The organism is Sneathiella sp., from assembly GCF_036844445.1.
Lineage (GTDB): Bacteria > Pseudomonadota > Alphaproteobacteria > Sneathiellales > Sneathiellaceae > Sneathiella.
On record NZ_DAIUFV010000008.1, the window covers coordinates 48,397 to 67,758 of the forward strand.

The following is a 19,362-nucleotide window of genomic DNA, read 5'->3' on the forward strand; positions in this document are numbered from 1 at the left end:
GCTATGAAAATCAGCGTCACCAACTTCATGGGCTGCGATAGCGCCTCAATCGAGGTCAGCGGCATCGCTCTTATCGCCGGCCTAAACCACCAAGGGAAGTCCAGCTTCTGCCGCGCGGTCGCGGCCTGCCTATCGGGAGAAACCGTACCCCTCGGGCTTCGCAAGGCCGATGCGGGCATGCTGATTGCGTCGGGCAAGGCGAAGGCGGATGTCCGCATCGAGACGGAGAGCGGCGTATCGTCGATCGAGTGGCCAAAGGCGGAGCGATATACGGACGGGACACCCGCCTACGCGCACCCCATTGCCGCTGGGATAGGCAGCTTCCCGACCTTAAAAGAAAAGGATGCTCTCAATGTTATCACGGCCCTGATTGACGCTGAGCCGAAGTTTGACGATCTCAAGGCCGCGCTGCCAGACCAGCCAGAAAAGGTGGTTTATAAGGTGTGGCAGGCGATTGAGCGCGACGGATGGGAGGTCGCACATGCTCATGCGATCGAGCGCGGCAAGGAATTCAAGTTCCAGTGGAAGCAGGTCACCGGCGCAAATTATGGCAGCAAGGTAGCTGAGTCGTGGTCACCAGCGAAATGGAGTGACGCGCTTGACGGGAAATCACAAGATTCTCTTGCCGCCAACGTGACGGCCTGCAGGGCAGAACTTGAAGATGCTATCGCGCAGTCAGCAGTGAATGCCGCCGATCTTGCCCGGCTCCGCGAGCATGCGGACCGGCTGCCCACCATCAAAAAAGAGATCGCCGACAAGGAACACGCCCTTGCTTCCTCGCGCGACGTATTGGAGCAATACAAGCGCGAGCGCGAAGAACTACCCGCGATCGATCAAAAAAACATTTTGCAGTGTCCGCACTGCGAAAAGGATGTCGTCGTCGACAAGATTTGGAAGGGGCCGTTGACAATCAAGAAAGCGGAACCTCTAAGCGAAAAAGAACTGCGCGAGCGCGAAATTCTCCGGGCGGAACTGGACGGCAAGATCCAGAATGCGGAGGGCAAGGTCGGCGCACATGAAGCCGATCTCCGCGGCCTGCAAACGCATCGTTCCATCGCCGAGGACGCAGTGCAAAAAATCGCCGATCTCGATAGTAAGGGCGGAGGCGCCGTTCTGGACGTCGACGAGTATCGGGAGCGACTGCGCATGGCTGAGGACGATCTTGAGGCATTCAATCAGCGGGTTGAAGCCGACCGCCACCAGCGGAACGTTCTGGCGAACCAGAAGATCATTGACGCGCTGGACCAGACCGGCGTTCGCCGGACGGTCCTTTTGCGGGAACTGGATCGGGTCAACCGGCGCCTCGCCGAATTGTCCGAGATGGCCGGTTGGGGGCGCGTCTCGATCGGGTCTGACATGGTCTGCGAATACGGCGGGCGGCCTTACCTTCTGCTCTCCGACTCAGAGCAGTACCGAACGCGAGCCACCATTCAAGTGGCGATCTCGGAGCTCAGCAAATCCGACATGGTCGTTTTCGATGCCGCCGAAGTGCTGGACGGCAAGGGCCGGGTTGGGCTTTTGAAAATGCTCCACAAGCTACGGATGCCCGCAGTGGTCAGCATGATGCTGTCCCGGAAAGATGCCGCGCCGGATCTGAGCGCAAACGGATCCGGCGCGACCTATTGGGTCGAGAACGGAACAATCAGCAAATTTGAAGACAGGAGAGCAGCGTGAACCGTGTTGTCAAATTATTCAGCGGTGAATATGTGGATCCGTTCGATCCGGATATAGATAAAGTCCATATCGCTGACATCGCTCACTCTCTTGCCCTCCAATGCCGGTTTAACGGCCATTGCGACGTCTTCTACTCGGTCGCACAGCACTCGATGCTCGTCTCCGATGCCGTTCGCCACTACGGCCCTATGATGGCAATGTACGGGCTTCTCCATGACGCCTCGGAGATGCTTCTCGGGGATATCGTCTCACCTGTGAAACAGGCGATTCCGCAGCTAGCTGAGATCGAGAACAAGGTTTCAGCGCGGATATTCCAGCGCTTCTCGCTGCCGGGAACGGCACTGCCGGAGTCCGTCAAGGCGGCCGACCGGGATGTTCTGGCCCGCGAAGCAAGCGCGCTTCTCAACTGCGACGACGATGAGTTGTTAACGCGTTTCGGGCTGTTTCCTCCGGCGCCAGGCACCCCGTTCCCGCGGCCACTGTCCCCCGCGGATGCGTTCGGCGAGTTCCTGCGGACATTCGATGAATTGGCCGCAGAAATGAGGAGGACTTATCATGCGTCCGTCTAAAGCACTTGCCGAGCGCGTCGCGGAGCGACGCAAGGAGATCGGCATGTCGCAGCGGCAAGCCGCCGATGCCTGCGGCGTGAGCCCGCAGCAGTGGAACAAGTATGAACGCGCCACCAACCATATTTCGGTGGTCATGGTGACCCGCATCGCCGAGGCGTTCGACGTGCCAATTTCATATTTTTTCGCCAGCTTCGGGCCGACATTTGATTGGGAACATGAGCTTCTCATCGCGTGGCGGTCATTGCCCGCACCCAAGCGCCTCATGGCAACAAATTTTGTGAAAGCGATGGCGACCAGCTCGAAGGGAGGAGACGATGAAAATAAAAATTAAGGTCGCTGAATTAAAGCGGGTCATGAAGATAGCCGGGATGTTCACTGAGCGGCGTTCGACTATCCTCGCCCTTACTATGATTAAATTCACGGCGGAAGACCGGAGGATCACAGTCTCCGCAACGGACCTCGACAGTTGGGCGGACATATGCGTTGACGGCGAAATCGAAGCCGATGGCTCCTTCCTCCTCCCCTTAAGGAGAACTCATGCTCTGCTCAGCGATATGCCGGGATCTGCTGAGGTGAGTTTTTCGGCAGCACCCGACCGATCCGTTAAAATGTCCATATCGGGCATGGATATGCCTATTGATATCGAGATTGTGGCCCTGCCCACAGAAGATTATCCGGCTCGCCTCGATGACGGCGATATGGCCGGAGTTTTAAGCTTCAAACCGGCTGAACTGCTCACAATGTTCGATCGTGTGCGCTTCGCCATTTCGACGGAACTAACTCGCTATTATCTCAACGGCGTGCATTGGCGCATCAAGGATGACAAACTGATATCGGTTGCGACCGACGGGCACCGTCTTGCGATGTACACATCGCCCTTTCCGATCATATCGGCTGAATTGTCGGAAATTCTACAAGAGAACAATTGCATAATACCGCGCGGGCTGGTCGAAAGCCTTGTTAAGATTCTTCCGAAGTGCGTAGACGAGACCATCACGGTTTCTCTATCTGAATCAAAAATTCTGATCAAATGCGAAGGGCTCACCATCATCGCAAAGCTGATCGACGGTACATACCCAGATTATGAGCGGGTTATCCCAGCATATGTCGGTTGCCATCCGCTAACGGTAAATCGCGGTCAGTTGCACAGATTTGCGTCCCTCTCATCCAAAATAATCAAAGACCGTGACTATTCGTCGTCGGTGAAAATGGTCGCCGAGGGATCGTCCATCGATCTTGAAGCAAAGTATTATGTTCTCGGCCATTTACAGTCGCGCCTCGCGGTTTCCTACGCGGGAAAAGCGTTCACGATGGGGTTTAATCCGCGCTATATGGCCGAGATATTGAAAGCTCTCCGGTCCGAGAACGTCACTATCCATGCAGAGGTCGAGAAAGAGCAATCGCGCGTTGGGGCGCTAATCAAAGTCACGTCTGAGGATGATCCAGGTTTTTTAGCCATCCTTATGCCGATGAGGCTGCCATGATCACAAATCACGATATTGCCGCGGCGAAGATCGACGAAGCGCTCCATCTGATCGCATCGGGCGGCGCCCCCAACCGCAGCGACCTCGAGGCGGCCCTCAAGGCCGCGAGAACCGCCATAAACCACGGCCGGTATCTGACCGCCGCCGAACTGGCCGCGCGCTGGCGTTGCTCGGCTGGCGGACTTGTAAAGCGGCTTCGTATCGCTGGTATCGGCCCCGCGCATATTCGCCCTTCAAGCGCCGATCGCGGCATGGTCCTCTACCCTGTCGCCGCTATCGAAGAATTTGAACGGAAGTTTTTAAAGAAGGAGAAAAGTAATGGCTGATGTTGGTGGTGTCGCAGCGGATCATCTGCGGTCGTATATCGAGCGGATTGAACGGCTGGAAGAAGAAAAGAAGGGGATTTCCAACGATATCAAGGAAATCTTCGCCGAAGCCAAGGGCACCGGCTTTGACGTCAAGGCAATGCGCGTCATTCTCAGGCTTCGCAAGATGGATAAGGCCGATGTGCAGGAACAGGAATATATGGTCGAACTGTACCGGCAGGCCCTGGGAATGCTGGCTGACGAAGCTGAAGAGGTAACGTAACTGGTCGCGGCTGGCTCCGCGGGGGCACGGCTGGGGCCTCCTCATCAGTGATGCGAAAGTCAAGCCGGGGCCGCGAGATGAGCAACCACCCGGTAATCACTGCAACCCAGCAACTAATTGTGCGGAGGGAACCATCAGAAGGAAGATGAGGCGTAATCATGAACGAAATAGTGTCGCGAATGATGGGTGTGGCTTTTTACCTGTGTAAAACTTGCCGGGACACGGATGAGTTTAATATTTATCGGGAAAGCGAGCTAAGGATTGATCCTTGCGGGGAGCCAGTTTGTGAATATTGCTGGACCGAATACGACGACAATTCTGACAATATCAAATGGAGCGATCTGCCGAAATTTATCCCGGAGAAGGATCGGCGAATCCAGGAACTTGAGGTCCGCATAGCCGAGCTTGAGGAGACGGACGGGTCGAATTGGATTGATGCTGCCGCCACGACCGATCCGTATCAGTACCAGATAAACAGCGACGGGCGCGAGAGATGGAGGCCCTACGCCAAGCCGGACGCTCTCTCTCCCCCAGCGTGGAGGGCGGGCACGCCGCCGAAGGAGAAAAAATGATTATCGAGATAATCATCCTAATTCTGCTCGATGTTTTCTGGATGACTGATGAGGACTGACATGACCCTGCCCTATCAAAACACCACGTCCGGCGAGCGGGCGGTGACCGAAATCCAGAAGATCCTTCGATCAATGGGCTGCAATAAATTCGGCGTTATGACCGATGATGCGGAGAAAACCGTCACGATCCAGTTCGAATATCGGGCGATCCCGGTTTCGGTCAAGGCGTCGGCCAAGGGATATGCCGCCGCATGGCTCAAGGAAAACCCGCACACATACCGCCACAAACTGACGGAAGCGGGTCATCGTCGCAAGGCTATGGAGATCGCCGAAACTGCGATTTATTCGATCCTCCGTGATTGGATCAAAGCCCAGGTCACGCTTATCGAGTGCGGAATTATGTCCTTTGAAGGCGCGTTCCTTTCAAACATTATGCTGCCAAACGGGCAGACCATATTGGAGGTCGCGCAGGATAAGAAACTCTTACCAGCGCCGGCTGTCTGATTGTTTGGAAGACGAACTTAATAACTGGATCTGTCATGGGTAAACTTGCGGTCTCAATCCGAAAGATCCCACGCGCCTCATAATTATCAATCCGTCTTTCCGCCCTTAAACGCCACCACCTTCGGACGCCGATCGCTGACCAGATCCTCGATATGCCGCGCCCATAGGTCGAGTGCTTGGCGTTTCCGGTCATCATACTGGTACCTATTGTAAACGGCCGCGACGCCGCTGATTTCTCCCGAGACGTGATTGAGTATCTTGTCCGCGACGTGAGGCTCGATGCCTATCTTTGCGAGATAACTCGTGCCGGTGCGACGGAGGTCATGCAGCACCCAATCGGTTACGCCGGAGAGCCGGTCGAGTTCGACCTTGGCTTTGCTCATGCCCGATATCGGCGTCTTTCCCCGGCCCTTGCCGTGAGATGGGAAATAATAGTCAAACCCATAGTCTTCAATACTCTCGAGGAGAAGAGCGGCAGCGAGCGAGAGAGGAACGTTGTGACGTCTCCCGTTTTTCGTCCGCGCCTCCGGGATTGTCCACATACGTGCCTCAAGGTCGACCTCGCTGCGGACGATGCCGGCGACCTCGCTGCGCCTTTGCAGCGTGAGCATCAGCAGCTTGATATACGGTCCCCACGGGCCTTTCATTTCTGAGGCGGCATTCCAGATTTTTAATATCTCATCGTCCTGCAGAACGCGCTGGCGCGACCTCTCTCTGGCAACGCGGGCAACGCCATAAGCGGGGTTTTCGTCCACCAAGTCTTTGGAAATCGCCCAGTTATACATCTTCCGGAGCAGGGCCAGCATACGATTTGCCGAAATAGGTGAACCGCGCGCCTCGATGCGATCCAACAGCCAGATCACGTCAGATCGCTTGATCGTGGTCAGATCCCGATTTCGCCACTCAGGAAGAACATCGCGTTCGAGCTGGCCCTCATCTTGGCGCCACGATTTCTTTTTGATCTTCGCGTGCCTCTCAAGATATTCGTCGGCCAAATCCCCCATCGTCTGGGGTCGCCCAGCTCGCCGCCGATCGCCTGCCGGATCTTCGCCCAAGGAGACCTTCTCGATTAACTCTCTCGCCTGTCCGCGCGCATCTTTCAGGCTCATGCTCGGATAGCTGCCAATCGTCACGCGCCGCTTCCTGCGATGTATCCAGTACATGACGACAAAGGATTTTGTGCCGCGATCAGATACCCGGACGCCGAAGCCTGGCAGCAATTTATCCCAATATTCAGTGCGCTTGCCGTCGATGGCGGTCAGCTTCGCAATACCCTTATCGGTGATTTGCAATTTCGGCATGGGGGACTCCGATTCGCGATGGGGTACCAAACGGGTACCAAAATGGTACCCCAATCATGCTATTTTAAGTTATTGTGTCAATTGTAATATACCGCACGACGATATTATCCATTTGATTTACATAAGCTATGTGTACCGCATTGCACCATCAAAAACCACGCTGCGCCGCCAGATTAGTTGATTTGTAATCATCAGGTCCCGGGTTCGATCCCTGGTGGCGGCACCACATAAGCCCTTGAGGACTCTGTCCTTGAGGGCTTATCTGTTTTTAGCGCCGCACCGGCCCCGTCGCGTATCATGCCGTTGGCGCTGCAATCTTGACACGCTCCCTCGATATTGAAATAACACGTAACCAACGACGCAGGGGCGGCCGACAGTGGCATATCCCGAAAGCCAGCAAGGGGATCGCGTTGAAAGCAGTAATCTTGGCCGGCGGGCTCGGCACCCGGATTTCGGAAGAATCCCATCTCCGGCCGAAGCCGATGATCGAGATCGGCGAATATCCGATTTTGTGGCACATCATGAAAATCTACTCCCACTACGGGATCAATGATTTCATCATCTGCCTCGGCTATCGCAGCTACGTCATCAAGGAGTATTTCGCCAACTACTTCCTGCATCGCTCCGACGTCACCTTCGATTTCGAGACCAACGACATCACCTATCACCGCGCGAAGGCGGAGCCGTGGCGCGTCACTCTCGTCGAGACGGGGGAGACCACCATGACCGGCGGCCGGCTGAAGCGCGTCGCCGACTATCTCGATCCCGGCGAGACGTTCTGCATGACCTATGGCGACGGCGTTGCCGATGTGGATATCGCCGCGCTCATCGCCTTTCACCGCGCCGAGGGGCGCGAGGCGACGCTGACCGCGGTGGCGCCGCCCGGCCGTTTCGGCGCGACCGTTATCGAAGCGGGCCGGGTGCGTGAATTCGTTGAGAAGCCGGCCGGCGACAATGGCCTCATCAACGGCGGCTTTTTCGTGCTGGAGCCCGCGGTCCTCGCGCGTATTTCCGGCGATGACATGCCGTGGGAGAATGAGCCGCTCACCGGCCTTGCGAGGGACGGGCAGCTCTCCGCCTATCACCACCGCGGCTTCTGGCAGCCGATGGACACGCTGCGCGAAAAGAACTATCTCGATCAGCTCTGGAAAAGCGGCAAGGCACCGTGGCGGGTATGGAAGTAACCGGGAAAGCGGCCACGGCGGGAGCCGCCGTCGATCCCGCCTTCTGGGCCGGGCGGCGGGTTCTCCTCACCGGTCACAGCGGCTTCAAGGGCGCGTGGGCGGCGCTCTGGCTCAGCAAGATGGGCGCCGAGGTCACCGGCATCGCGCTGCCGCCCGAGGGCGAGGTCTCGCTCTTCGGCTGCCTCGCGCCGCATCTCCCCCTCACCTCGCTTTTTATCGATATTCGCGATGCAGCGGCGCTCCGATCCGCCGTGAGAGCGGCCGATCCCGAAATCGTCCTCCATATGGCGGCGCAGGCGCTGGTCCGCCGCTCCTATCGCGAGGCGGCCGAGACCTTCGCCGCCAACGTCACCGGCACGATCAATCTGCTGGAGGCGATGCGCGACCTCCCCTCGCTCCGCGCGGGCCTGATGATCACCAGCGACAAGGTCTACCGCAATGATGAGAGCGGCCGCGCCTTTGTCGAGAGCGACCCGCTCGGCGGCGATGATCCCTACTCCGCCTCCAAGGCCGCCTGTGAGATTGCCGTCCACTCCTACGCCAAAAGCTTCTTCAAGGACCGCGGCATTCCGATTGCCACCGCGCGGGCCGGCAATGTCATTGGCGGCGGCGATTTCTCCGAGGACCGGCTGATCCCCGATATCTGGCGCGCTGCACAGAAAGGCGTGAGCGTCACGCTCCGCTACCCACAAGCGACGCGGCCGTGGCAGCATGTGCTGGAATCCGTCTCGGGCTATCTTGTTTATCTGCAAGAACTCGCGGGACCGGATGGCGACAAGCTGCCGACGGCACTCAATTTCGGCCCCGCGACGCCTGAAAACCTCACCGTCGGGGAGATTGCGGGGAAAGTGCAGGCCGCGTTCGGGATTACCGCCCCCGCCGGCCTTGAGAATACGGAACAGCCGCCTGAAAAAGCCCATCTCGCGCTCGATGCGGGGCTTGCCGCGCGCACCCTCGGCTGGCGCGCCGCCTGGCCTGCGGCGACCGCGCTTGCCCAAACCGTTGACTGGTACAAGGCCTTTAACAGCGGAGACGATATCCATGCCCTCACCCTGTCACAGATCATAGCCTACGAGGCCCGTTCATGACCCGCCGCCTGCGTTGCCGTTTCTGCGAGACGCCGCTTACCCATACCTTCGTCAATCTCGGCCGGACCCCGCTCGCCAACAGCTATCTCAGAAGCGAGGCCGAGATGGCGCGCGAGCGATCCTATCCCCTGCATGCGCGGGTCTGCTCGAACTGCTTTCTGGTGCAGGTGGAAGATGTTGTCCCGGCGGAAGAAATCTTTTCCGACTATGCCTATTTCTCCTCCTATTCCAGCAGTTGGGTCGCCCATGCGCGCCGCTATGCCGAGAAGATGACGGCGGAGCTCGGCCTTGGTTCCGCCTCGCTCGTCGCCGAGATCGCCAGCAACGACGGCTACCTGCTGCGCCATTTTGTCGACAAAGGCATCCCCGTCCTCGGCATCGAGCCCGCGGCGAATGTCGCGAAAGTTGCCGAAGAGGCCGGCGTCAGGACAGATGTCGCCTTCTTTGGCATCAATACCGCGAAACGCCTCGCCGCAAGCGGACCGCGCGCCGATCTCATTGCGGCCAACAATGTCATGGCGCATGTTCCCGATATCAATGATTTTATCGGCGGCGTGCCGATCCTGCTGGCGCCTGAGGGCGTCTTTACGATCGAGTTTCCGCATCTTCTCAACCTGATCGAGAAGGTGCAGTTCGACACCATCTATCATGAGCATTACTCCTATCTCTCGCTGCTGACGACGGAGAAAATTTTGGCGGCGCACGGGCTTCGCGTTTTCGATGTCGAGGAATTGCCGACGCATGGCGGATCGCTCCGCATCTATGCGGCGCACAAGGCAGCGACGCGCCACGCGGAGAGCGAGCGGCTCCTTGCCCTTCGCGCCAAGGAAGCGGCGGCGGGCCTTCATACCCTCGCCGCCTATGAGGGCTTCACGCCGAAAGTCGAGCATGTCCGCGCCCGCCTCCTCGCCTTCCTGCAGGAAGCCAGGGCGGAGGGCAAGACAGTCGCCGGCTACGGCGCGGCCGCGAAAGGCAATACGCTTCTCAACTATTGCGGCGTGGTCGGCGATCTCATCTCCTTCGTTGTTGATCGCAACCCGGAAAAGCAGAATACCTACCTTCCCGGCAGCCATATCCCGGTATTTGCGCCGGAGAAGATCTATCGCGAGAAGCCCGATTATGTGCTGATCCTGCCCTGGAACCTCGCCGATGAGATCATCCTCGACATGGCCGACATCAACGCCTGGGGCGGGAAGTTCGCAATCCCCATCCCGGAGCTTCAGATCCTGTCATGATCTTTCGCGAGACGGATATCCCCGGCGCCTATCTGATCGAACCGGAGCCAATCGAAGATGAGCGCGGCTTCTTCGCCCGGAGCTTCTGCACCCGGGAATTCGCTGCCGCGGGGATCGAATTCGCGCCCGTGCAAAGCAATATCTCCTTCAACCGCGCGGCATATACATTGCGCGGAATGCATTTTCACGCGCCGCTCTATGAGGAGACGAAGCTGGTGCGCTGCAGCGCCGGGCGGATCTTCGATGTAATCGTCGATCTTCGCCCCGGCTCAAGAACCTATCGCCAGTGGATCGGCGCGGAACTCAGCCGCGCGAACGGCCATGCGCTGTTCATTCCGGCCGGCTGCGCGCATGGCTTTCTGACCCTTGAGGCAAACAGCGACGTCTTTTACCAGATGAGCCCGCATTTCGAGCCGGGTCATGAGCGGGGGTTTCGCTTTGACGATCCCGAGATTGCGATCCGCTGGCCGGCCGCGCCTTCGGTCATCTCAAGCCGCGATGCGGCGCTCCCCTCCTTTCGGGAGCTTTCCGCATGACGCGCTGCCTTGTCACCGGCGCGACGGGCTTTCTCGGGCCGCATGTGGTGCGGGCGCTGCTGGCGGCGGGCGTTGAGGTCATCTCCCTGTCGCGCACGCGCGTCGCGCCCCTCGCCCCGTTGCACCGCCATATCGCCGTTGATCTCCATGATGCCGCCGCCGTCGATGAGGCAATTAACGGCGCCGGCGCGAGCCATCTCGTTCATCTCGCGTGGGAGGCGACGCCGGGGGTTTTCTGGCATTCAAAGGAGAATTTCCGCTGGATCGCGGCGAGCGCGTTCCTGCTCGATGCCTTCCTGCGCGCGGGCGGGCGGCGGGCCGTGCTCGCCGGCTCCTGCGCCGAATATAAACCCTCCGATGCGCCACTGCTTGAGGCCTCCCCGACAGAGGGGGCGACCTTTTACGCGGCCTCGAAGCTCGCCTTCCATGGTCTCGCCGAAACCATCGCCCGGGAGATTGAGATGGTTTGGGCGCGCATCTTCTTTCCGTATGGGCCGGATGAGGATGCGAGCAAGCTCACCTCCTACATCATGCGCGAGCTCAGCTCGGGCCGCGCCCCCGTTTTTCAGGCGCCGGGTCGCGCCGTCGATATGATCCATGTCGAGGATGTCGCCCGCGCGTTCGCCTGCCTTGTCGCCGCGGATATCACGGGCACGGTCAATATCGCCTCGAACATCGCGCGGCTGCCGGGTGAAATCGCGCTTGAGGGCGCCCGGCTGCTCGGCAATGCGGCGCTTGCAGATACCCTTGCCCGGACGCTCCGCGCAACGCCGCGGACCGCGACGCTGCAGGGCGACAACAGCCGCCTTCTTGGGGTCTGGAGCGGCGCGCCGATGCGCGACCTTAAGGGCGGGCTTGCAAGCTATCTCGGCTGAGGGTCAGAGGGCGGGCGCAGCTTCCGCGAGAAGCGTTGCGCGCGTTTTCAGGAACAGCGGGTCATCGGCGAGCCAGGGATAGAAATCAAGGCTCCGCAAAAGCGCCTCTTTCGCCCCTGCCGAGAGCGCCCGCCCGCGGCCCGCACGGCCGACGTTAAAGCGCGTATTCTCGCCCCGCACTTTTGCCAGCGCCTCCGCAATACTGCCGCGCGGCATCGGATGGCCGGCGAGCTGCAAGATCTCCGCCATCACGGCGACCGGATCCGCCGTGTAATCGTCATAGTCAAAAATCGCCGCGCCGCCCGACACCCGCCAGCCGACATAGAAATTGAGATACCACGGGATCGCGAGGCGAACGATCGCCTCCTCCAGCTCATCGCCCGGCATGTGAAGGTGGCGGGTCTCGAAAAAGGCGATCGGCCCGCGCACCAGCTCGCGGCGCATATGATCGCGGATGCTCATGGTGATGTCGGCAAGATCGCGCACCAGCACGACAGGCGTGATGTTATATTTACGGATCAGCGTCGCGGTCCATTCGCTGTGCTTCAGATGATGCTGCGCGACATAGCGCTGGTGGTTGTAGCGCGACAGGCGGATCGCACACAGCTCCTGCTCGCGCGCGCCCCAGTCAGGGGTCAGGCGGCAGCGGCGAAACCCCGGCAGCTCGGCAAAGGCGGAGGCAAGAAAGGTCGAGGCCGTCTTCGGCATGCAGGCCATAAGGATATGCGGCCCCTTCGGCGAACGGACACGGCTCAAAAGCCCGTCAGATGCAAGTAGCGCGGCATTCAGCCCCCGGTTCAACCGCTTCACAATCCCCCTCCCCACGTCATATTTGTTTTTATTATTACTACTACCGGCGCGTCAGGACATCGCAACAAGATTTTCGCCTTCAAGGCTCGCGCGGGTCTTGATAAAGAGCGGATCATTTTCAAATTCCGGGTAAAAATCGAGCATGCGCGCGAGCGCTTCCTTGCCGCGCGGCGAGAGCCCCGTCCCGCGCCCGACCCGGCCGACGTTGAAGCGCGTTCGCGTGTTCGCGCTCGCCCGCCCGAGCGCCGCCGCAATCGCCTCATCCCCGACCGGCGCGTTCGCCCGCGCCAGGATATCGCGCATCACGCCGGCCGTATCGGCGGTCAGATCGTCATAGTCATAGAAGGCGCCGATGCCGGCAGATCGCCAGCCGGCGTAGAAGTTGATGTACCAAGGCAGGGCGAGGCGGACGATGGCTTCCTCGAACTCGTCATCGGGCAGCTTCTTCTGCGCCTCGCCGAACCAGGCGTAGGGCACCGGCTCGGGATCGGCGCGCAGGTGATCGCGCAGGCTGATCGCGCAATCGGCGAGATTGCGGATAAGCACCGCGAAGGTGACGCCATATTTCGCGCCGTAGAATTCGGTCGCCCGGCTGTGCCGGAGGTGGCACTGCGCGACATATTTCCGCCGGTTATAGCGCGACAGCTGGATCGGGCAGAGTTCCTGCTCGCGCTGCTCCCATGCCGGGACAAGCGTTGCCTGTCGCATGCCGGGCAGTTCGGCAAGCGCGGTGGCGAGAAAGGTCGAGGCCGTTTTCGGCATGCAGGCGATTACGATATGCGGCTGTTGTGGCGGCAGGACACGGCTCATGATCGCGTCCGCCTTCAGATATGCACCGTTCAGCAAACGGTTTGCGCGCTTCTTCTTCATCGTCATCGCCCCCTACAACACTCGGCCCGCCGGTAGCTCACGGCCGAACCACAATAGTCCCTTACCCGGCCTCAGGACCGCGATCGCCCCCGCGAAAGCCTTGCAAGATTGCCCCGCATTTCAAACGCCTTGATACCCTGTTTCAGCAACGCCGCCGCCTTGCCCGCCGGCGGATAATAGGGCTTTCCCGTCACCTTCTGGATCCACGCAACGACCGAGGAAACGGTTTTCAGATCCTCTGGTTTGATCAGCGAGGCGCGCTTTTTGCCGCCCCCCGCCCCGCTGCCCAAAGGCTCGGCAAGATCAGCGGGATCCTTAAGCCCGGCGCGCCGGTAGGCGGGATCCATCTCGCAAAAGAAATCCTCAAGAACGTCCCAGCAGCGGTGCTGCTTGGGGAATTTGCGCATATCGGCAATCACCACCTCACGCCAGCGCGCGTGATCGATCACCGCCGTGCCCCCGAGATGATTGCGGTTGATCCGCATCAGGTTGGCATAGACATAGGCAGGGATGGAGCGGATCTTGAGATCAATCTCCGGCGTGATCTGATCGGCCTCGGCGAGCGCCGTGAAATTCTCGACGATCTTCGTCTGCTTTTCGGTGTGCGTCGTCGGCGCGTTCATGGCGGTGCCGTTGCTCTTTTCGCCTGCGCCCGCGATGGTCACGGGATTGCGCACCCAGAGCAGGCTTTCCGCCACCGTCAGGTTGGTGAGCGAGCTGTTGACGTCCGGGATCTGGCCCTGGAAATACTCGCCGCCTGCGGCTTTTACCCGCTCGATCACCCGGCGCGCGACGCAGCCGTGATAGATATTCGCCGCATCGCGATAGTTGATGAGCCGCGCGGCGCAGAAGTCAGCGAACACGGCCTTCGGATCGAGCCGCTTCAGCGGCCCGCAGAAATCGCGGTAGCGGAATTTGAGAAGCCCGTCTTTCGGACCCGTCTCGACATGCGGCCAGATATAGGTGATATGCCGCCAGATCACCACATCGGGCGCGTGGCGATCCAGAAGATGGCGCAGCGTCGCAATCCCGTTCGGGATGACGCCATCATCATCGCCGATGAAGATCACATAGTCGCCGCTCGCGTGCGAGAGGGCGAATTCGAAGTTCTGCCGCATGCTGAGATCGCGCCCGGGGTGCACATAGCGAAGCCGCGCATCCTTGAATGCGGCAACCACCTCCGCCGTGTCATCGATGCTGTTATTGTCGCTGACGATCACCTCGATATCGGGATCATCGCTCATCAAACAGGTCTCAAGGCAGTATTTCAGAAACTCCGCCCGGTTCCGCGTCGGAACGACGATACTTATTTTCAAAGGCTGCATCGGCATGGGGCGCCGTCACACCCGCTTCAGGAAGCCGCCCGGCGTCACCGTCAGCATCAGCTTGTCCTCAAGCATGGCGTCATTCTGAAGGCGAAGCGGCGCGCCGTCCGCGGCAAGCACGCTGCCGCCCTCCAGCCGCTTCAGATATTCCGCAACCGCGCTTTTCGGGCTGTTGCCGGGGTGCCAGGGCCGGTCGGGATAGAAGTCATGGGGCATGTCCTCCACAATCGTATCAAAAACAACGCAGTAGCTCCCGGGGCTGGTGAGCGGTGCATAGGCCTCCAGCTCGGCAAGCACATGGTCGTGGGTGTGGTTGCTGTCGAGGCTGATGAGGATGCGGGAATAGTCCTTCGCGTAGTTTTTCACCCGCGCGATCATCTCGGGCGCGATGGAGGAGCCTTCAAACATGTCGATGCGCCCGGCCATGGGATGCGCCTCGATCGCCTTGCGGTTATGGGCGCGGATGTCGATATCGAGCCCAAGAACGCGGCGCTTCGGCTTTGCGGGATCGAGCAGTGCGCCGCTCTCCACCGCCTCGCAATAGTCGAGGAGCGAGAGCATCGCCGCGCTCTGGATCAGCGAGCCGCCATGGGCGATCCCCGTCTCGATGATAAGATCCGGCTTCACCTGCCAGACGATTTCCTGAAAGGCGACGATATCGGTCGGAAGCTGGATGATCGGCCGGCCGAGCGCCTGGAAATTATAGACATAGCGTTTGGCGAGTGCCTGTTCGAGCCACGCTAGCGAGAGCTTTTTCCACTCCGCCTCATCCGCGTAGGACTGAACCGTCGCGGCGACTTCGGCCTGGAATTCGGCGATGGGATCGGCAGGATCGGACGACATGGGCACCTCGAATAATCACAAATGAACGACAGATTGGGCCTTTCGGCCTGTCGACCCCCGTTTCTAACCGCCCTTTTGCGGTAAAACAACAGATTTGCGGTTTGCCGCCGTCGCGGCAGGGCTTTTTTCCGCAATTTCTGTTACGCTTGGCGCTTTTTATCGCGCATCTCAAGGCGTAAACATCCTATGCTGGGGCGAATGTTGTAAATCGAGGCGACAATGGCGGAACGGGAACTGGTGACGATTACGGGCGCGAATGGCTATATCGCGGTGCATACGATCCGCCTGCTGCTGGAGGCCGGCTACCGGGTGCGCGGCACGCTTCGCGATGCGGCGCGCGGGGCTCTGATCCGCGCGGCGCTCGCCCCCCTCGTCGATGTCTCCGCGCTCGATTTCGCCCGCGCCGATCTCGCTTCCGATGATGGTTGGGCGGCGGCGATGACGGGCGCTGATTACGTCATCCACATGGCCTCCCCCGTCCCTGCGGAAGTCCCCAGGCGCGAGGAGGAGCTGATTGCGCCGGCGCGCGAGGGAACGCTCCGGGTAATGGGCGCGGCAGCGGCGGCCGGGGCGCGGCGGATCGTCATGACCTCCTCCATCGCCGCGGTCTCGAGCGGGCATGACAAATCGCGTGTCTTCGATGAAAGCTGCTGGAGCGATGTCACAAAAGACATCGGCGCCTATCAGAAGAGCAAGACCCTCGCCGAGCGCGCGGCGTGGGAGTTTATCGAGAGCCTCGCGGCGGAGGCGCGGCCCGAATTCGCGGTTATCAACCCCGGTTTCGTGCTTGGCCCCCCGATCGGCGGCCATGCCGGCGCCTCGCTCGAGGTGGTGCGGCGCCTGATGGCGCGCGAGGTGCCGGGCGTGCCCAACATGGGCTTCAGCCTTGTCGATGTGCGCGATGTGGCCGCCGCCCATGTCATCGCCCTCACCCATCCCGCCGCGCCGGGGCATCGTCATATCTGCGTCTCTGAGCGGATGACCTTTCACGAGATCGCGGCCCACCTTGCAGAGCATCTCGGGCCCGACGGCTACCGCATCCCGACGCGGCGGGTGCCGGACGCGGCCGTCCGCCTGCTCGCGCTCTTCAGCCCGACTTTTCGCCTCATCGCGACCCGTCTCGGCCCGGCAACGCAGTATGATACGGCGCGGGCGCGCGAAACGCTCGGCTGGCAGCCGCGCCCGATGCGCCGCTCCCTCATCGATACGGCCGACAGCCTCCGCGCGCAAAAAATCGTCTAAGCCATAAGGATCCTTTGAATGACCTTCCGGATGTCACCACATCTTTTCGGCCTCCTTGTGACTATCGCAGGCGTCCTCGCCCTTTCGCCCGACGCCCTGTTGATCCGCCTCGTTGCGGCCGACAGCGCGAGCGTCCTTTTCTGGCGCGGGATATTTTTCTCAATAACGATTTTCGGCTTCTATTCCCTCCGTTTCGGGGCCGGGGGCGTTGTCGCGAGGTTACGGGTGCTGGGCAGGCGGGGCCTCCTTGCCGCCCTTTTCTACAGTCTCAGCAGCACGTTTTTCGTGCTCGCCATCACCCATACCTCCATCGCCAACGCGCTGGTCATCATCGCCACGGCGCCCCTTTTTGCCGCAGTCTTTTCGTGGATTTTTCTCAAGGAAGCGATCCGCCTTCCCACCTGGATCGCGATTTTCGTCTGTCTTGGCGGCATCGGCCTGATCTTTGCCGGCAGCCTCGAGAGCGGCAGCTATTTCGGCGATTTCTGCGCGCTCATGACCGCCTCTATGATCTCCGGCCAGTTCACCACCGTGCGCCATGCGAAGGATCTCGATATGGTCCCCTCGCTCGGCATTTCCGGGCTGTTGATGGCGGCCTTTGCGCTTCCCTTCGCCGCGCCGCTCAGCCTCACGGGCGAAAGTTTTGCCTGGCTCGCCCTGCTCGGCTTCGTGGTGCTCCCCATCGCGATCGGGCTGATTACCATCGGCCCGCGCTATATCTCGGCGCCCGAGGTCAGCCTGCTGCTGCTGCTGGAGAGCTTTTTCGGCCCGCTCTGGGCATGGATGGCGCTTGGCGAGGTTCCGACGCGGGAGACGGTTCTCGGCGGCGCCATCGTCATCTCGACGCTGATCCTCCATACTGTCCTGACGCTCCGTCAGGGCCGGCGCACGGCCGACGCAGCGTCCGGGATCGGGGAGAGCGGTTAAATGATCTCTTCGCGGTAGAAGATGTGGGTTCCGACCTGCCCGAGCTTGCTGAGCCGCTCGCTCCAGCCCGGTGAGACATAGGTCGCGTGATAATGCGTTGCCCGCTTGGCGATGCCGCTCCGTTCCCCCTTCATGACGAGGGCGACGACTTTCAGCGACTTCTCCCATGCCGCCGTATTGGTCGGGCGATCGGGCAGGCCATCGCAGGCAAAAGAAAACTGGCAGCGGTGCTTGCGCTCCTGATTCTGGAAGACAACTTCGCAGGCCGTTGACGGATAGCGCGGATCGGCGATGCGGTTGAGGATCACCTCGGCAATGGCGATCTGGCCGACCAGCGGCTCGCTGCGCGCCTCGAAATAGACGGCCTGGGCGATGCACATTTCCTGCCGCGTGAAGGTCCGGCCAAAAAGGTCGACGGAGGCGAGCGTGGTATCCAGATTGTCGCGCGGCATATCGAGATTGGGAATTTCGTTAAGCGTCCCGGGAAGCGCCTGAAGCTCCGCGAATTTCTTGTCAAGGCGCGCGAGGTTGGCCTGCTTGACCGCCTCGGAATATACGAACTGATCAATTTCCCTGTTCGATGTGCCGATCTGGAACATCAGGGTAAAGCTGACGGCGATCACCGTCAGAATGCTGGCGGCACCCAGCATGAACCCTATTTCATGCGATCGGATATCGAGTGTTGAGAGCAGCCTCTGCCATGGACTTTGCATTTTCATTATTCCATCGTTTCAAATCAACAGCGACGCCGGGGTTCTCCCCTGTTGTTGCCATGATTATACCAAGACGAATGTCCCGCCCTCATCCCCCTAACATGGGACAGATGACAGATTTTTCTACTTCCTGTTAACTATAGACGACGACTAATGGTTAATAAAATCTTACCGCAACGGCCGAACTTCCAAGAAAAAATCGGCATAAGTACTTACAAGTCAGATAGTTAGGAAACTACCTCCAAAGCTCGGCCGCCGTCATCCGGGGTTCGGCACGCCCATCCCCCAAATGAGGTATGGGGCTTTCCGGCCGCTACTGCATCGGGCGTCTCCCCGCCGCAACAGCGCCTTCGGACGAGCAATGGTGACGCGTTCGTATCAGAGATCGGCCGACGTGACAAGATATTGCCCCAGGAGCGCGCAAAACGGCGCAGGAATCTGTCAAGGACGCCTCACTTTCGGGCGGGGAAAGCGCCGGATTTGCTACGATTTCGAGAATCATATTGACTAAAATCCGGGCATTTAACTGTGCAACAATGTGATTTATGCACATAAATTAGAGTTTCATGAGATTTTTTGATTTTATTTCACTGTTTTGCTTGCATCCCGCGGACCAATTGATATATCAGCTACCAGAAATTCACACAGAACAACAACAACTGCATGGTTTTATTAATGAATATCTCGTCGCTGAAAAACAATGCCCAGACTGCCAGCCGTTTTCTCAAGGCTATTTCCAACACGCACCGTCTTCTGATTCTGTGCCATCTGGCCGATTCCGAACGGTCGGTCGGTGAGCTGGAGAAGATTGTCGGCCTCAGCCAGTCGGCACTGTCGCAGCATCTGGCACGCCTGCGCAAGGAAGAGGTGGTGAAAACCCGCCGCGAAGCGCAGACGATCTATTATTCGATCCAGGATGAGAACGTCCTCGACGTTCTTCAGCTCCTTGACAATATCTTTGGCGAAGATGCGGCGAAGCTTGCCCGCGTTGCCTGATGATCCTGTGAAAGGGGTGAAATTCA

General features: G+C 59.6%; 22 protein-coding genes. 16 read left to right on the forward strand and 6 right to left on the reverse strand.

Annotation, left to right across the window (positions count from 1 at the left end):
• The first annotated feature begins 3 nt into the window (after positions 1-3).
• The 8 genes from V7Z56_RS14330 to V7Z56_RS14365 all read left to right on the forward strand — a co-directional run bounded on the left by V7Z56_RS14330 (position 4) and on the right by V7Z56_RS14365 (position 5,391).
• Positions 4-1,674, forward strand: a complete 1,671-nt coding sequence (locus V7Z56_RS14330) for a hypothetical protein (protein WP_334130200.1) — start codon at positions 4-6, stop codon at positions 1,672-1,674.
• On the forward strand, positions 1,671-2,243 hold the full coding sequence (locus V7Z56_RS14335) for a YfbR-like 5'-deoxynucleotidase (protein WP_334130201.1): 573 nt from the start codon (positions 1,671-1,673) through the stop codon (positions 2,241-2,243). The genes V7Z56_RS14330 and V7Z56_RS14335 overlap by 4 nt, the downstream gene beginning before the upstream one ends.
• Positions 2,230-2,574: a helix-turn-helix domain-containing protein gene (locus V7Z56_RS14340; protein WP_334130202.1), complete on the forward strand. Its 345-nt coding sequence runs from the start codon at positions 2,230-2,232 to the stop codon at positions 2,572-2,574. The genes V7Z56_RS14335 and V7Z56_RS14340 overlap by 14 nt, the downstream gene beginning before the upstream one ends.
• The gene (dnaN, locus tag V7Z56_RS14345; RefSeq protein ID WP_334130203.1) at positions 2,558-3,727 is read left to right on the forward strand and encodes a DNA polymerase III subunit beta; all 1,170 of its coding nucleotides are present in this window, start codon (positions 2,558-2,560) and stop codon (positions 3,725-3,727) included. The genes V7Z56_RS14340 and dnaN overlap by 17 nt, the downstream gene beginning before the upstream one ends.
• Positions 3,724-4,053 (forward strand): hypothetical protein, encoded by a 330-nt coding sequence (locus tag V7Z56_RS14350; protein ID WP_334130205.1) that lies wholly within the window; start codon positions 3,724-3,726, stop codon positions 4,051-4,053. Before dnaN ends, V7Z56_RS14350 begins: the two co-directional genes overlap by 4 nt.
• Positions 4,046-4,315, forward strand: coding sequence for a DUF2312 domain-containing protein (locus V7Z56_RS14355; protein ID WP_334130206.1), 270 nt, complete (start codon positions 4,046-4,048; stop codon positions 4,313-4,315). Before V7Z56_RS14350 ends, V7Z56_RS14355 begins: the two co-directional genes overlap by 8 nt.
• A gap of 158 nt (positions 4,316-4,473) precedes the next feature.
• Complete coding sequence (locus V7Z56_RS14360) at positions 4,474-4,887, forward strand: hypothetical protein (protein WP_334130207.1); 414 nt, start codon at positions 4,474-4,476, stop codon at positions 4,885-4,887.
• Positions 4,888-4,947: 60 nt separating this feature from the next.
• Positions 4,948-5,391, forward strand: coding sequence for a hypothetical protein (locus V7Z56_RS14365; protein ID WP_334130208.1), 444 nt, complete (start codon positions 4,948-4,950; stop codon positions 5,389-5,391).
• Between the two features lie 86 nt (positions 5,392-5,477).
• On the opposite strand, the gene V7Z56_RS14370 is transcribed toward V7Z56_RS14365, so the two are convergent.
• Positions 5,478-6,692: a tyrosine-type recombinase/integrase gene (locus V7Z56_RS14370; RefSeq protein ID WP_334130209.1), complete on the reverse strand. Its 1,215-nt coding sequence runs from the start codon at positions 6,690-6,692 to the stop codon at positions 5,478-5,480.
• Between the two features lie 410 nt (positions 6,693-7,102).
• Between V7Z56_RS14370 and rfbF the strand changes: the two genes are divergently transcribed.
• From rfbF to V7Z56_RS14395, 5 genes are read left to right on the forward strand one after another with little or no spacing between them, the layout of a single operon-like run.
• A complete protein-coding gene (gene rfbF, locus V7Z56_RS14375; RefSeq protein ID WP_334130210.1) occupies positions 7,103-7,876 on the forward strand; it encodes a glucose-1-phosphate cytidylyltransferase in 774 nt (257 codons plus the stop codon).
• Positions 7,867-8,964 carry a CDP-glucose 4,6-dehydratase gene (rfbG, locus tag V7Z56_RS14380; protein ID WP_334130211.1) on the forward strand — a complete coding sequence of 366 codons (1,098 nt, stop codon included), beginning with the start codon at positions 7,867-7,869 and terminating at the stop codon, positions 8,962-8,964. The genes rfbF and rfbG overlap by 10 nt, the downstream gene beginning before the upstream one ends.
• Entirely contained in the window at positions 8,961-10,199 is a 1,239-nt protein-coding gene (locus V7Z56_RS14385) for a class I SAM-dependent methyltransferase (protein ID WP_334130213.1), read from the forward strand. Before rfbG ends, V7Z56_RS14385 begins: the two co-directional genes overlap by 4 nt.
• Positions 10,196-10,735 (forward strand): dTDP-4-dehydrorhamnose 3,5-epimerase, encoded by a 540-nt coding sequence (rfbC, locus tag V7Z56_RS14390; RefSeq protein WP_334130215.1) that lies wholly within the window; start codon positions 10,196-10,198, stop codon positions 10,733-10,735. Before V7Z56_RS14385 ends, rfbC begins: the two co-directional genes overlap by 4 nt.
• Positions 10,732-11,610, forward strand: coding sequence for an NAD-dependent epimerase/dehydratase family protein (locus tag V7Z56_RS14395; protein WP_334130216.1), 879 nt, complete (start codon positions 10,732-10,734; stop codon positions 11,608-11,610). The genes rfbC and V7Z56_RS14395 overlap by 4 nt, the downstream gene beginning before the upstream one ends.
• A 3-nt stretch (positions 11,611-11,613) precedes the next feature.
• On the opposite strand, the gene V7Z56_RS14400 is transcribed toward V7Z56_RS14395, so the two are convergent.
• From V7Z56_RS14400 to V7Z56_RS14415, 4 genes are all read right to left on the reverse strand, one after another.
• Complete coding sequence (locus V7Z56_RS14400) at positions 11,614-12,420, reverse strand: hypothetical protein (RefSeq protein ID WP_334130217.1); 807 nt, start codon at positions 12,418-12,420, stop codon at positions 11,614-11,616.
• A gap of 51 nt (positions 12,421-12,471) precedes the next feature.
• Positions 12,472-13,290, reverse strand: a complete 819-nt coding sequence (locus V7Z56_RS14405) for a hypothetical protein (RefSeq protein WP_334130218.1) — start codon at positions 13,288-13,290, stop codon at positions 12,472-12,474.
• Between the two features lie 71 nt (positions 13,291-13,361).
• Positions 13,362-14,606: a glycosyltransferase family 2 protein gene (locus tag V7Z56_RS14410; RefSeq protein ID WP_334130220.1), complete on the reverse strand. Its 1,245-nt coding sequence runs from the start codon at positions 14,604-14,606 to the stop codon at positions 13,362-13,364.
• A 24-nt stretch (positions 14,607-14,630) separates the two neighbouring features.
• Positions 14,631-15,458, reverse strand: coding sequence for a cephalosporin hydroxylase family protein (locus tag V7Z56_RS14415; RefSeq protein ID WP_334130222.1), 828 nt, complete (start codon positions 15,456-15,458; stop codon positions 14,631-14,633).
• 219 nt (positions 15,459-15,677) lie between these two features.
• Between V7Z56_RS14415 and V7Z56_RS14420 the strand changes: the two genes are divergently transcribed.
• Both V7Z56_RS14420 and V7Z56_RS14425 read left to right on the forward strand, forming a co-directional pair.
• Positions 15,678-16,700 carry an SDR family oxidoreductase gene (locus V7Z56_RS14420; RefSeq protein ID WP_334130224.1) on the forward strand — a complete coding sequence of 341 codons (1,023 nt, stop codon included), beginning with the start codon at positions 15,678-15,680 and terminating at the stop codon, positions 16,698-16,700.
• An 18-nt stretch (positions 16,701-16,718) separates the two neighbouring features.
• A complete protein-coding gene (locus V7Z56_RS14425) occupies positions 16,719-17,627 on the forward strand; it encodes a DMT family transporter (RefSeq protein WP_334130226.1) in 909 nt (302 codons plus the stop codon).
• On the opposite strand, the gene V7Z56_RS14430 is transcribed toward V7Z56_RS14425, so the two are convergent.
• Positions 17,624-18,346: a cell wall hydrolase gene (locus V7Z56_RS14430; RefSeq protein WP_334130227.1), complete on the reverse strand. Its 723-nt coding sequence runs from the start codon at positions 18,344-18,346 to the stop codon at positions 17,624-17,626. The genes V7Z56_RS14425 and V7Z56_RS14430 overlap by 4 nt on opposite strands.
• 669 nt (positions 18,347-19,015) lie before the next feature.
• On the opposite strand from V7Z56_RS14430, the gene V7Z56_RS14435 reads away from it, so the two are divergent.
• Positions 19,016-19,336: an ArsR/SmtB family transcription factor gene (locus V7Z56_RS14435; RefSeq protein ID WP_334130228.1), complete on the forward strand. Its 321-nt coding sequence runs from the start codon at positions 19,016-19,018 to the stop codon at positions 19,334-19,336.
• Positions 19,337-19,362 lie beyond the last annotated feature (26 nt).